General features: G+C 34.3%; 14 protein-coding genes. 1 reads left to right on the forward strand and 13 read right to left on the reverse strand.

Annotation, left to right across the window (positions count from 1 at the left end; all coding sequences use genetic code 11):
* Positions 1–218 precede the first annotated feature (218 nt).
* Positions 219–1,010: an AIM24 family protein gene (locus bsdcttw_RS20450; RefSeq protein WP_185256647.1), complete on the forward strand. Its 792-nt coding sequence runs from the start codon at positions 219–221 to the stop codon at positions 1,008–1,010.
* A 62-nt stretch (positions 1,011–1,072) separates the two neighbouring features.
* On the opposite strand, the gene bsdcttw_RS20455 is transcribed toward bsdcttw_RS20450, so the two are convergent.
* From bsdcttw_RS20455 to bsdcttw_RS20515, 13 genes are all read right to left on the reverse strand, one after another.
* A complete protein-coding gene (locus tag bsdcttw_RS20455) occupies positions 1,073–1,894 on the reverse strand; it encodes a CPBP family intramembrane glutamic endopeptidase (RefSeq protein WP_185256648.1) in 822 nt (273 codons plus the stop codon).
* A 319-nt stretch (positions 1,895–2,213) separates the two neighbouring features.
* Complete coding sequence (locus bsdcttw_RS20460; protein WP_330602286.1) at positions 2,214–3,515, reverse strand: nitrilase-related carbon-nitrogen hydrolase; 1,302 nt, start codon at positions 3,513–3,515, stop codon at positions 2,214–2,216.
* 466 nt (positions 3,516–3,981) lie between these two features.
* Complete coding sequence (locus bsdcttw_RS20465; protein WP_185259899.1) at positions 3,982–5,097, reverse strand: RNA polymerase subunit sigma-24; 1,116 nt, start codon at positions 5,095–5,097, stop codon at positions 3,982–3,984.
* A gap of 34 nt (positions 5,098–5,131) precedes the next feature.
* Positions 5,132–5,533 (reverse strand): helix-turn-helix domain-containing protein, encoded by a 402-nt coding sequence (locus bsdcttw_RS20470; protein WP_225903720.1) that lies wholly within the window; start codon positions 5,531–5,533, stop codon positions 5,132–5,134.
* A 118-nt stretch (positions 5,534–5,651) separates the two neighbouring features.
* Positions 5,652–7,031, reverse strand: coding sequence for a sensor histidine kinase (locus bsdcttw_RS20475; RefSeq protein WP_185256650.1), 1,380 nt, complete (start codon positions 7,029–7,031; stop codon positions 5,652–5,654).
* Positions 7,028–7,714 (reverse strand): response regulator transcription factor, encoded by a 687-nt coding sequence (locus bsdcttw_RS20480; RefSeq protein ID WP_185256651.1) that lies wholly within the window; start codon positions 7,712–7,714, stop codon positions 7,028–7,030. Before bsdcttw_RS20480 ends, bsdcttw_RS20475 begins: the two co-directional genes overlap by 4 nt.
* Positions 7,715–7,751: 37 nt before the next feature.
* Positions 7,752–8,006 carry an SHOCT domain-containing protein gene (locus tag bsdcttw_RS20485; protein WP_185256652.1) on the reverse strand — a complete coding sequence of 85 codons (255 nt, stop codon included), beginning with the start codon at positions 8,004–8,006 and terminating at the stop codon, positions 7,752–7,754.
* Positions 8,007–8,018: 12 nt separating this feature from the next.
* Positions 8,019–8,204 carry an SHOCT domain-containing protein gene (locus tag bsdcttw_RS20490; RefSeq protein WP_185256653.1) on the reverse strand — a complete coding sequence of 62 codons (186 nt, stop codon included), beginning with the start codon at positions 8,202–8,204 and terminating at the stop codon, positions 8,019–8,021.
* A 114-nt stretch (positions 8,205–8,318) separates the two neighbouring features.
* Complete coding sequence (locus bsdcttw_RS20495) at positions 8,319–8,678, reverse strand: hypothetical protein (RefSeq protein ID WP_185256654.1); 360 nt, start codon at positions 8,676–8,678, stop codon at positions 8,319–8,321.
* A 229-nt stretch (positions 8,679–8,907) separates the two neighbouring features.
* A complete protein-coding gene (locus bsdcttw_RS20500; RefSeq protein ID WP_185256655.1) occupies positions 8,908–9,306 on the reverse strand; it encodes a hypothetical protein in 399 nt (132 codons plus the stop codon).
* Positions 9,307–9,422: 116 nt separating this feature from the next.
* Positions 9,423–10,484, reverse strand: a complete 1,062-nt coding sequence (locus bsdcttw_RS20505) for a sensor histidine kinase (RefSeq protein ID WP_185256656.1) — start codon at positions 10,482–10,484, stop codon at positions 9,423–9,425.
* A gap of 284 nt (positions 10,485–10,768) precedes the next feature.
* Complete coding sequence (locus bsdcttw_RS20510) at positions 10,769–11,428, reverse strand: response regulator transcription factor (protein WP_185256657.1); 660 nt, start codon at positions 11,426–11,428, stop codon at positions 10,769–10,771.
* A gap of 65 nt (positions 11,429–11,493) precedes the next feature.
* A complete protein-coding gene (locus bsdcttw_RS20515; protein ID WP_185256658.1) occupies positions 11,494–12,255 on the reverse strand; it encodes a lantibiotic immunity ABC transporter MutG family permease subunit in 762 nt (253 codons plus the stop codon).
* Positions 12,256–12,264 lie beyond the last annotated feature (9 nt).

The raw sequence follows: 12,264 nt of genomic DNA on the forward strand, positions 1-12,264 counted from the left end.
TAAAAAAGAACTGCATGGAGCTTAAGACTAAACTTTTTCACCTTGAAGATTCTCGTATACATAAAATATCCTTTCCGTTTTTTATACTATATCATAGGCATTCTAACATGTCAAAAGCTGGATTATAATCCAATTGGAAAGTTCTCTCATTTTTACTTTGTAATATATTACAAAATGCGCTATAATAAAACAAAATAACCTTAGAAAGAAGGTACCTTGTGATAAGAAGCAATAATTTATTTAATAATGCAAATATGAAAGAAATTGATGCAAGAGATGGAATTCATGTATTTGAATTTCAAAAAGACCTAAGTGTATCTCCTGCGAACTCGATTGTAGCTTACTATTCTTCCCAAATGAATATTAGAAAACGTCAGGTCCTAATTGAATTAAACGGCAGAACCTTTACATTAAGCGCCGGAGCTATGCAATGGATGGCCGGAGATGTTAAAATGGGTTCGGGTGTAAAAGGCATCGGTGATTTCTTAGGTAAAACCATATCCGCCAAGATTTCGAAAGAATCCACTATTAAACCGGAATACAGTGGAAACGGTATGGTTATGCTCGAACCTACATACCATTACATCCTGCTGGAAAATGTAGAGAAATGGAATGGCTTGGTGCTGGATGACGGCCTGTTCCTGGCTTGTGACTCACGTATCAAACAAAAAATTGTTGCAAGAACAAATCTATCCTCTGCTGTTTTAGGTAATGAAGGTCTTTTTAATTTATGCCTGGAGGGCCAGGGTATTGCCATATTAGAAAGTCCTGTCCCCAGAGAAGAATTAATTGAATTTGAGCTTGATAATGATGTATTAAAAGTTGATGGAAATATGGCGATAGCCTGGTCAAACACTTTAAAATTTACAGTTGAAAAATCCGGAAAGAGCCTCCTAGGCTCCGCTGTCTCCGGAGAAGGATTAGTAAATGTATTCCAAGGCAGTGGTAAGATCCTTATGGCACCAATTGGTATCAACCCTATGGCAGCAGTCGGCACAAACGGAAAATAGTATTCATTGACTAGGACAATATAATTTAAGAATTCTTTGAACTTTAAGAGCACCTATCATTTTCATGAAAAGGTGCTCTTTATATTTTGAAATTTGCGATATGCAATTATCGCAAATATTGATGTAAATATTAGTCCATAGAAACATTCACCATTTATTACTTTTATATTGCCTAAAATAATACTGTTTTGCGTATTTCTATAGGTATCTCCAAGCACCTGAACATTTACATTGTTCCATAGTATGTGCATAATACTTGCCAGTATAACATTTTGTGACAGTAGATAAAGGTAAGAAAATCCAAAATTAAACATGAAAATCATTAACATTTGAAGTATTGTAAATTCAATGGCGGACCAAATGCCACAATTCAAATTTAGAATAAAAAGATATGGAAAATGATACATCGCCCATATGATACCTACCATAATATTTGCTTTTTTTAATCCATATCTCTCACACCAGCGCGGCAATAGATATCCTCTCCATCCATATTCTTCTGTTAACCCTATAACAAATAGGATAACTGATAAAGGAATTAGCCCTATAGTTTTTATTAGCAGGTCAGACCAATTCGCTGATAATGCTCCTTGTTTTGTAACCAATGCTAGAACAGAGCATAAAGCAATAATGATGATAGGGTATAAAAACATAAATAGTATACTCTTTAGATTAACTCTCTTTCTAAAAGGCAGGAATAGCGCTTTCATTGATTTATATTCTATTAAGTTAAAGATTGCTGCAAAAAGAAAAGGCATTGACATTGTAACAATTAAACCGCCCCCAGCCCCTGATAATACTAGAAGAATGGAGGATATCCATCCAAATGTAAACGTAAATAGGATAAATAACTCCGTATATTTTTTATTGCTTTCCGGGTTCATACTATTTTCCTCCTCTGAATTCACATATACCGCTATGTTAATTTTATATTTAAGCTTTGATTTCATAGTAATGTTTTTATCTAAATAAGTATTTAATATTGTTTAAAGAAAGTATAAAGATTAACAGACTGCTAGCAGTTCCAATATATAATTAAATTTCCCTGATAGCAGTAACAAAGCAACTGAATAGGTGCTTAACAAAAAGTGGTCTAATTATAAAAAGTTCCATATCAACTAAGCTCATAGTTGATATGGAACTCATATAAACAGAAGTTCTCACCTCTATTTTTTATACTTATTTTAATTACTATTTTTTCATTTACTTCACTTCCATATGAAGTCTTCTTCTTATTCTAATATACAAAACCAAACAGCCCAGAACATATAGAACACATAAATTCGCAAATAAATTTCTAATATACGGGTATACTGTGAAACGGCCGCCCGTTGGAATTTGTGCTGTAACAGTCTTTGTATCTGAGTTAAAATAATCTGCATACGCAAGTAATTTACCGCTAGAATCTGTTGCAACCGATATCCCCTCATTCGTATGCCGAAGGATTGCACACCCGTTTTCAACTCCTCTAATTACGGCAGTTTTTATGGCAATCGGAGACATCTCCTTCCAATCTGAAGCAGGATCCAATAAAATATCAACACCATTTCTGCCGGCTTGGGTAATAACTGTTGTAAATGCCATATCCGAACAAATAAACGGAGCTATTTTTCCGTATTTCGTATCAAAGAGTTTTATTTTCCCATCGCCCTTTATGCACAACTCTCCAAAGGATCTGCCAAATTTGAAGTACTCCGAAACAACCTTCCCTTGGGGATTAAATGCTACTGTTTTGTTTTCCTTTAAGTTTTTATAAGGAGTTTTAACCAATAGCGATATCATAAAATACACATCATTATCCACCGCAAATTTTGCTGCTCTGCTTAATAATGCTTTCTCATCCTCTTTCATTACCACTCCATTTAATTCGGACCAAAATATTATCTTAGCACCTGAAACAGCTTCGTTATAGGATTTTTGAAATAATTCATCCTGTACGGCAGCTAGTTTCCTTTTTGTGTTGATTAAGTTTAGGTCTGTAAAGTCATTTGAATATATGACCGCCTTAACATCACTATCTTCGTTTAACAGATGTGATACCGGAACCGTTACTGCCGCTACTCTTACGCTTTCACTATGAGCATTATTAAAATACAGCATAAATGCATTGTAAGTAAATATACAAGCCATAACCGTGCAATATATAGCGATAGCTTTACAGAGGTTATTCCATATACCTCGCCTATTCCAAATAAGAACTACCATAGAAGCGGTCCAATTAATAATAAAAACAATACCATATATGCCTAGTATAGTTGTGATTTGTATAAGTAATAGGTTTTGATATTGGGTATACGCATCCGACAGCCCTGCAACAATTGGATAGATAAGATAAATACCATATTCAGCAGCTACTGCCCCTGCAGCAAATAGCAGTGTTCCTTTAAAATCTTTCTTTGACTTACAATATATAAGATAGGGAATCGTTTTTAGGACTGATATTATAATAGCAGCTAAGGCACAGATAATGATACCATTTCCGATTACTTCAGTAAACTGAACCATAAAACCTGCTGTAAATATACCCAAAATAAGAAAACATATTTTTAAAGAATTCTTCTTATTTAGTAGTTGCAGAAATAGAATCGGATATATCCAGGCTAATAAAGGAATCGCCCATGACCCGTTAGAAAAAATATATGTACTAAAGCATAGCAGAATTAATATAATCCATGAAATATTTTTATTCTTCATTTACGTTCTCCAGCACCTTCTATTTTACACGATTCCATTATATAACAAATATGTTGTCATATCAAATATGTTTACCCATACAGAAGGGTTTTACAAAATAAAGCTCTGAGTCATATGACATACCACACACCGATTACTCGTAATCTGGATGATTTGTAGGTACATTTAAAATTTATATAATACAATATAAAACATATCATATGTCTGGTATTCAGTACATAATCACAATACAAACACAACCCAGAACTTCCTATGGTAAAACCTATATACTGAAAGCTTATGGTAATTTTTTCGACAACCTGGTTAGCCCTTCCAGCGCTTTACTGTCTGCCAGTTTGCAATCCTCAATCAACACTGCCAGCTGCTGTCTGACTTCCGGCTTCAAGAAATTATTCATCTGTTTTTCATTTCTTTCATATCCTCCCAGGATATCTGCCATCCTCCAAACATTCGCTGTTACAGTTGCGAACTGGTCACTGATTTCCTTAAGTTCCTGCACATAGTCAGGCAATTCTTCCGATAATTTTCTCATAAAGATAGCGGCATTATTCCTGCCGTCGATCAGGCAATCCATGGCATCGCCATGGCACATTAAACGTTCTGCTATAAAAGGCATAATTGCATTCTGTGGAAATTCATTTTCATTTAGTATGGATTTCTTCCATGCGTCGTAAGCATTGATACCCTTTGCAAATATCTTTCCAGATTTGTTATCATCCCTTCCTGTCATAGCCTTTACAGCATTTTCAATAATCTCTTTTGGGGAAATCAAAGGTCTCTCCGTTTCTCCTATGGTAATCACTGCTATCGTACTGCGGTTTTCCCACCATTTATCAGTAATGAAGTAACCGGATTCGTCAATCTTAATGTCCCCAGCAAATTCTATTGCGTCCTGGAAGAAGTTCCAGCCAAGAAGTGTTTTACCATTTTCCCGATAACCAGTAATGATACAGGCTTCCGAGGGACCGATAATGCCAAGGGCAATGCAGGGAAATCCTTTATCTATCTGCTGTCTGATAAAACAAACAAAATCCTCTTTGTTATCGGAACTTTGATTATTAAACTTCACATCACTGGATGTATCCCCTCTGGTTATCATCTGAAACCTGCGGCCTAATGCTTCGACTCCCAGTCTGTAGATGGTCTCAGGATCATCAAACGTGTGAATAACATCAACATTTCCACCATTCCAAGAGGTTGTATCCCATGTTAATCGGAAGGCAGCCCCTGTTGCTACCATGGTATAATCGATTCCGATATCCTGCCCAAGGTAATTCGCACAGCTTTTCACACACATCGGATAAGGAGTACAGCCATTCTCGCCATATTCAACCTTGGATATTCCATATAATACTGTACTGTTTTCGTCCTTTATTTCCTTTTCATTTTTCATGTTGTCCATTCTCCCTGCCAAGTAGACTTTGACCTTACTTCCCTTCTTTTAGTATTCCTATACCAAATGCACTGGAGCAAAGCTTAATTCTGCCGACAGGCGGCCGCTTTGTCCTGAATACTGAAGGTGTTAACCCTGTTATTCGCTTAAATGCACGGGTAAAGGTATCATAACTTGTAAAATTATACTTAAAAGCTATATCCATAATACTTTGTTTACTATAGAGAATTTCATAAGCAGCATTGGATATTTTCCGAATAAGTATATACCGCGAAAGTGATGTGCCGGTTTTTTGTACAAAAATCTCTCGAATGTATGCTATGGAAAAACCGGTAACCCTTTCCAGTTCCCTATAATTGATTTTTTCTTCTACTCTATTCTCGATGTATATGATAATAGAGCTTATGGTTAAAAAGCAGTTCATCCTTAATACCATTTATTCCCTTCATGAAGTAAACTCAGTATAACATATCTTCCATAAACTTACTCGACCTTTTTAAGGATAAAAAAAGCGAAGGCCAGGCAAGCTAACTCCCGGTCTTCGCTTTTGTATACTATTTTATTTTTTGGGGAAAGGTTAAAATAAATTTACTTCCTTTATCTAGTTCCGATTCAACTTCTATTGTTCCATGAATACTTGTCATATTCTCTTTCGCTATATAAAGTCCTAACCCGTCTCCTGACAAACCGGGGGATTTATCACTTTTATAATAAGCCTGAAATATTTTATCTAAATCCTTTTTTTCAATTCCTGCTCCGTTATCCTCAATGGATAAAACAATAACCTCTTGGTTAATGTGGTAAGCTATCCTTACCGATCCGTATTGTTTTGTGAATTTGTAGGCATTGGTCAGAAGATTGTATACCGTCTGGCTCAATCGATATTTATCAGTCTTTATTATCACTTTGTCCTGAGGTACGAAGCTAACATCAATATTTTTCTTCTCAAACTGTGCTTTGAGACCATTCATAATCTGTCTGATTAACTGATTTAATTCAAATTCCTCTATCTTTAATGCGTTTTCAGGCCCTTCGGCATCAATCATATTGCTCATATTTGTTATAATTGCGGTAATATTATCAATCTGATTTTCGCATACCTGTATTTCTTCCGGTCCGAACTCAAGGATACCATCTTCCATTCCTTCCAGATGCGTCCTTAATATGGTAAGTGGTGTTCGTGTTTGATGAACCAATTCATCAATCAAAGTTTTTCTGCTTTTTTGTTTCAGATTCAGCCTAGTCTTCAAGGATTCTAAGCTCTGTTGTATAACCTGAATTTCCTTTACTCTAGACTCCAATACCGGAGTATCTTTTCCGATATCAAGATTCTGTGCCATTTCAGAGGTATGGATTAAATCTCTGCTCATTCTCCTACTTACAAGAATCCCAATCCCTATTGCAACAATAAGAACAATTACGATTGAAATAATACTATTTTCTAATAGTGAGTATTGGAAAGCCCATATGGTAGCCGAATTTTCAGCAGAGCTGTATTTTGTTATATTAACCTGGCCAATTACTTTGCCATTATCGGTGATTTGTGCATGGTCCACCTCTTCAGACTGTGAATTAATTCTATTTCCCATCATCCCGCTCATCATTCCGTTCATAGAAGAGTTGCCAACATAGGACTGGGCATCCGTGCTAACATCGGAAATCAGATTGCCGTCCAAATCATATACTTTTATTCTTGTAATCGGATCAACCAGATGTGTCTCCAAATCAATTGAAATTTGACTTGAAGAGTAGTTTTTATCCTTTAATGTTTCTGTTAAGTATTCAACCACTTGATTAAAATGTTGGTCGTAATTATTCTTCATGTAATCTTTAAAGTACTGGTTCGTAAGATTACTGAGAACAAACGTATTTATTACAACTGAAATAACAGCGATTATAATTAATACGAACAGCCATTGCCTTTTTACCGTCATCCCTCATCACCTCCGAAGATATAACCTGCTCCGTATTTCGTAATTAGTATTTGGGGGTTCTTAGGATCATCTTCTATCTTCTGCCGGATTCTTTTAATAAAACTGTCAATGTTCCTGTCATAACCTTCGTAATCGCTGCCATATGCTAATTTAATTAATTGTTCTCTGGTAAGAATCTGTCCTTTATTTTTAAATAAAACAAACAGCAATTTATATTCCGCTGCTGTCAGCACGATTTCATTGTTGTTTTTTACAAGCTTCATCCCTTTTGTATAAAGTTTCAAATCCCTGAAGCTATATATGATTTCATCTGTTTCCTTATAGATACGTTTAATAAAAACCTGAATCCGCTTCATTAATTCTCTTGGACTAAAAGGCTTAATGACATAATCATCTGCACCTGTTTCGAAGCCTTTTAGACGGTCGACTTCTTCCTGTTTTGCTGTTAACATGATTATCGGTACATCCGATATTTTTCTGATTTCCTTTAATACTTCAAAACCACTGATACCCGGCATCATAATATCCAAAAGAACGAGATGAAATTCCTGGCTGCCAAACAGTTCCAGTGCTTCAAACCCATTACCGGCTACAGCTACCCCGTATCCCTCCTTCGCGATGTACTTCATCAGTATATCGCTTATTTCTTTCTGGTCTTCTACTACTAGAATCTGATAAACCATTTATTTCACCTCCCTCTGCTAATCTTTCATTCATTTATTAACGGTCTAATAAGCTTTTTCCTCTAATATACTCTTCTTCTGAAATCTCACCTTTTACAAATTGCAGCTTTAATATTTCGAAAGCTTCAGAAGATGCCCTTTTCTTTTTATTATGAACAAAAAGATAAAAAAGTAAAGCTATTGTTATGATTAAGCTTATACCGATAATAATGCTCCACCCATTATTAACATATCCAAAGGCTGGACATATACCGTTACGATTTAGTCCTTGATTGAAATATCTGTACATCATAGAAATACCTCCTTAAACTATTGTTTTTTTCATCTTTGTATAAGTTTTTTCATCGATCTCACCATTAACATAACGCATTTTTAATACTTCCTCAGCCGGTATCCCCAGCTTCTTTGTATCATTTCCATCATATTTTTTATGATCACCCAAAAGATAAAATAGCGCTATGATTACTATAATCCAAAAGAATATCATCATAGAATTCTCCTTTCTGCAAATACACATGAGCTCATCTCAAATTTGCCATGTGTTATATGATAGATAAGTTAGACGTCTGCCACTAATGAAAATCTATTACTTGCATCAATCACACTATCGAAAGCAAGCTGCCGTTCCTCCCATAGCATGGTGCATAGAAATCATATCTGCTTTGTCAATTCGTTTCATCATTGCCGCCATATTGCTGTAACCATATTTCTTCATTAAATCAATCATTTTCTGATAATCCTTATCTGAAAGATTGTTCATAAAGTCATTCATGGCAGCATAATCACCATCCTTAATATCCTGAGCCAATTCATCATATCCATTTTGCTCCATCATAGAATACATAGTATTCGTTGTGACCGCGCTTAACTGTCTATCTTTGCTATTTTCCTTAGCAAAGGCAATTGTTGTTGTTCCAAGCGCAAGAAATAATGCGGCTCCGACTACTAATTTTTTTATTATCATAATTATCAATCTCCTTTTGATTAAGTTGTTTTGTTTTTATGCTTTTATTGTAAAAGGCAATTATGGTTGAATTATGGACAGAAAATTATCCTGGAAGATATTTATTACATCCCCTAGAGGAGTATATCTTAGGAGCAAAAAGAATACCGCCAGTCAAAACAACTGGCGGTAGAAATAATTAAAACTAATTGAACTTGTCAGTACCCTGGAGCATATTGAAATTATATACCTAAATTACATGAATCAAAATAGTAACTAGCAATAAAGCCGCAATCCCTCTATGTAACCTGAGCCATCCTTTTGTTTTGGGCTTTTTCACTTGCCCATAGATGCCCAATAGAAACTGAAGTATCATAAAACCTGCTGCAATACATCCGGTGATACTGAGTCCAAAATGTGTAAATTGCAAATAAAAATGGATAAGAATCATAATAATGGCAGCTCCGCCAAAGTAACGATGGTACTTAACTAGAAATTTCAGAATTTTCATAAAAGCCTTATAAAACTTATCGTTTTTCTTTAATTTTTCTCGATAGTTTCGATTTAAAAACTTAAAACAGAAGTTCAATACTGCTAATGCATAGAAAAAAATAATCAGATATCCAAATAATCCTCCTAGTTCTTCCATAGTACAACCTCCATATAGACTTTTTATTCATTATAACATAGGATCATACCAATTTTAAAGTTCTTTACGAAGTCCCATTAAAGAAAAACTATTTTTATTAGATAGGCGCCTTACTTCTAAAATTTTATTTCAAAAACAACAACAGAACCGGTTTGATTCGGCTTATTATAATAACTTAATCTTCCATTATATTTTTCAGCAACCATATTGGCGAAATACATACCTATTCCGTAATGCTCCTCATTCCGCTCAGTTCTTTCTGTGTAAAACTGATTTTTAGCATATTTTAAAGCTTCATCCGAAAAGCCTTTACCATAATCCTCAACTTCTACGATAAAACACTTCTCGACCCCTTTAAGATTTATCTTTATTTTCTTTTCAAATGTAGTATGCTCTATTGCGTTTCTTACCAAATTTATTACTGCTCTTTCTATAAGATCTTTATTTACATCAGCTTCAGCATCCAATTCCATATTGGATATTATTATCTCTATCCCTTTTGTTTTACAAAGCTCCTTACTTTCATTAAGAATATCAGTTATAATTGTATTGATATTAGTTTTTTCTGCACTGTCCTCTTTTAAATCATTTTTCGTTTCATCAATAAGTAATTTTATATATCTTTCTATTTTATCAGAATTACTATTAATGATCTCCGCAAACTGATAGATATCTGCTATCTTCTCTTCTTCTAATATAAGTTCCGAATTGCCTTTAATTATAGTAAGTGGTGTTTTGATATCGTGTGCAATTGCAGAAATATTGCTTTTCCTTTTTTGTTCTGTCTCCCACTCTTTTTTTAAGGATTGGGATAATGCTGTTTTCATATCATAAAGAGATAATAATATGTCATTAAATTCTTTAATTCTAGAATTATTATGTACTAAATTAATCTCTCTATTTTGTATTTGGCTTATTTCATAGAGAACAGGTTCCAGTTCTTTCTTTAACTTTCTTTCAAAGCGAAAGGCACAGTCTGTAACGATTAGCATAAAAATAATAGCAAACAATACCAATATTATCACTTCTAGCTTAGGAAAAAACTTGTCCAGGGTATAGGATGAAAAATGTGCTAACATATCATAATTAACAATGCAATATCCATTTACCGTATTAATTAAAAAGAATCTGCGGTCACCAGAATGCGAATCTTTAATAAATGCTTTCGCATCCTCCACCGCAGCCTTACTAAGATCACCGGAGAGGTAATTGCCACTAAAATCAAATAAACCATACTTGCAGGTATGAGGTATCAGTGTTTTATCAAATGGCTCACTTTCAGATATTAATGCCTTATTTTGAACAAGGTAATTCTGGGAATAATCTGCCGGTAGTATAAATCCTATACTTAGACCCAAATAAAATAATAATACAAATATAATAATTTCTATAAAAACCCCGGCAGACAGCCATAGCAATTGCTTAAAAAACATTGAAAACAGTGTATTGGATCTTATTTTTTTTAGTTCCATTTGTAACCTATCCCCCAAACTGTTTCAATTGGATTTTCACCGCCTTGTTTCAGTTTTGCACGTATATTTTTTACATGTTCTCTCACCGCACTAACATCGCTTTCGAAATCAAACCCAAATACCTTTTCTATTATTTGCTCAAGAGAAAAGACCTGTCCTTTGTTTCTTGTTAAAAATTCGCATATTTCATACTCACTTTTTGTTAGCTTAATTTGCTCATCATTTAAATATAGTATTTTCTCGGATACATCAAATTTAAAATTATCACTTATGATTCGAGTATGATATTCTCTTTTTTCTCGTCTCAAATGAGCATTTACTCTAGCTCTGATTTCAGATAAGCTGAATGGTTTCTTTATGTAATCATCCGCACCTGCTGCAAATCCTTCAATTAGATCTGTGTCCATTGTCTTAGCAGTTAAAAAAATAATCGGACAATCCACACTATCACGAATTTCTTTACAAATTGTAAAACCGTCTTTCTCCGGCATCATAACATCAAGTAAAATCAAATCGTACTTTGTTAGGTAATCTTTCTTCACTTTTTCAGCTCGATCCAGTATATCAACTGAATGCTGCTCATTCTCAAGGGCCTTTTTAATGATAGATAAGATTTGAATATCATCATCAATCGCAAGGATTCTCGACATAATTCCACCTGCTTTCCTTCCTAGTATACCTTGAAAATTGAATTTTGTCTAAAGCAACTAATCCATTATTCATATTTGGTATTTATCCCTTGCCAACGATTACCCCAAAGCACAAAGATACTGATTAAAACTATTGTAATAATGCTAACCGTCAAAGTACCAGCTTTCATATCATGAGCAATAGTGTCATATAAATTCCTGTCTGTATATTGTTTTAAATAATAAGTTGCGATTCTAATAGCATATCCCCAGGGTATATATCTCCAGATAATATCACCTAACCCTAAGTATAAAAGCGGACTTAACAATGTTCCAATGATACCGGTGCTAAGTGATATACCATTACCAAAGGTAAAACATATCATGTATTGTAATATATACAAGGTGACATTGGATAGAAACATTACGAGTGATAATTTAAAATAAACCAAAACTGAAAATAATGAAAAACCCATTATTCTAAAAATTATGCCAAACCCTAGTATGGTAAATGCACTTGCAAATAATCCAAATAGCAGCAGTGTTATTAAGTTACCCAAATGTGAAACAAGCTTTTGGTACGGAACAGATAACATATTCTGAAAATTACCCGCTTTTAATTCCTGGTCATACAACATTGTTGTTGCAATAGAGATTATAAGAGGAAATGCCATAGCAATTGCCTGAATAAAAACTAACACTTTATCTGCCTCATTCCAAGGTGAATAGGAATAATAAGCACAGAAAACAAATATACCGATTACAGGTACAGTAATATATAGGAACAATAGCTTGGAATGCAGTATTTTATAGCTACCTGCTTTAACGCTATTCATTAAATTTTTCATAATACCTCC

The sequence above is a fragment of the Anaerocolumna chitinilytica genome (assembly GCF_014218355.1).
GTDB lineage: Bacteria > Bacillota > Clostridia > Lachnospirales > Lachnospiraceae > Anaerocolumna > Anaerocolumna chitinilytica.

What these genes read in the sequence shown, in the direction of transcription:
- bsdcttw_RS20515 (WP_185256658.1), bottom strand. Translation starts at nt 12,255, where the DNA reads ATGAAAAATTTAATGAATAGCGTTAAAGCAGGTAGCTATAAAATACTG.
- bsdcttw_RS20470 (WP_225903720.1), bottom strand. Translation starts at nt 5,533, where the DNA reads ATGGTATTAAGGATGAACTGCTTTTTAACCATAAGCTCTATTATCATA.
- bsdcttw_RS20485 (WP_185256652.1), bottom strand. Translation starts at nt 8,006, where the DNA reads ATGATGTACAGATATTTCAATCAAGGACTAAATCGTAACGGTATATGT.
- bsdcttw_RS20495 (WP_185256654.1), bottom strand. Translation starts at nt 8,678, where the DNA reads ATGATAATAAAAAAATTAGTAGTCGGAGCCGCATTATTTCTTGCGCTT.
- bsdcttw_RS20460 (WP_330602286.1), bottom strand. Translation starts at nt 3,515, where the DNA reads ATGGTTCAGTTTACTGAAGTAATCGGAAATGGTATCATTATCTGTGCC.
- bsdcttw_RS20465 (WP_185259899.1), bottom strand. Translation starts at nt 5,097, where the DNA reads ATGAAAAATGAAAAGGAAATAAAGGACGAAAACAGTACAGTATTATAT.
- bsdcttw_RS20510 (WP_185256657.1), bottom strand. Translation starts at nt 11,428, where the DNA reads ATGTCGAGAATCCTTGCGATTGATGATGATATTCAAATCTTATCTATC.
- bsdcttw_RS20475 (WP_185256650.1), bottom strand. Translation starts at nt 7,031, where the DNA reads ATGACGGTAAAAAGGCAATGGCTGTTCGTATTAATTATAATCGCTGTT.
- bsdcttw_RS20455 (WP_185256648.1), bottom strand. Translation starts at nt 1,894, where the DNA reads ATGAACCCGGAAAGCAATAAAAAATATACGGAGTTATTTATCCTATTT.
- bsdcttw_RS20500 (WP_185256655.1), bottom strand. Translation starts at nt 9,306, where the DNA reads ATGGAAGAACTAGGAGGATTATTTGGATATCTGATTATTTTTTTCTAT.
- bsdcttw_RS20480 (WP_185256651.1), bottom strand. Translation starts at nt 7,714, where the DNA reads ATGGTTTATCAGATTCTAGTAGTAGAAGACCAGAAAGAAATAAGCGAT.
- bsdcttw_RS20490 (WP_185256653.1), bottom strand. Translation starts at nt 8,204, where the DNA reads ATGATGATATTCTTTTGGATTATAGTAATCATAGCGCTATTTTATCTT.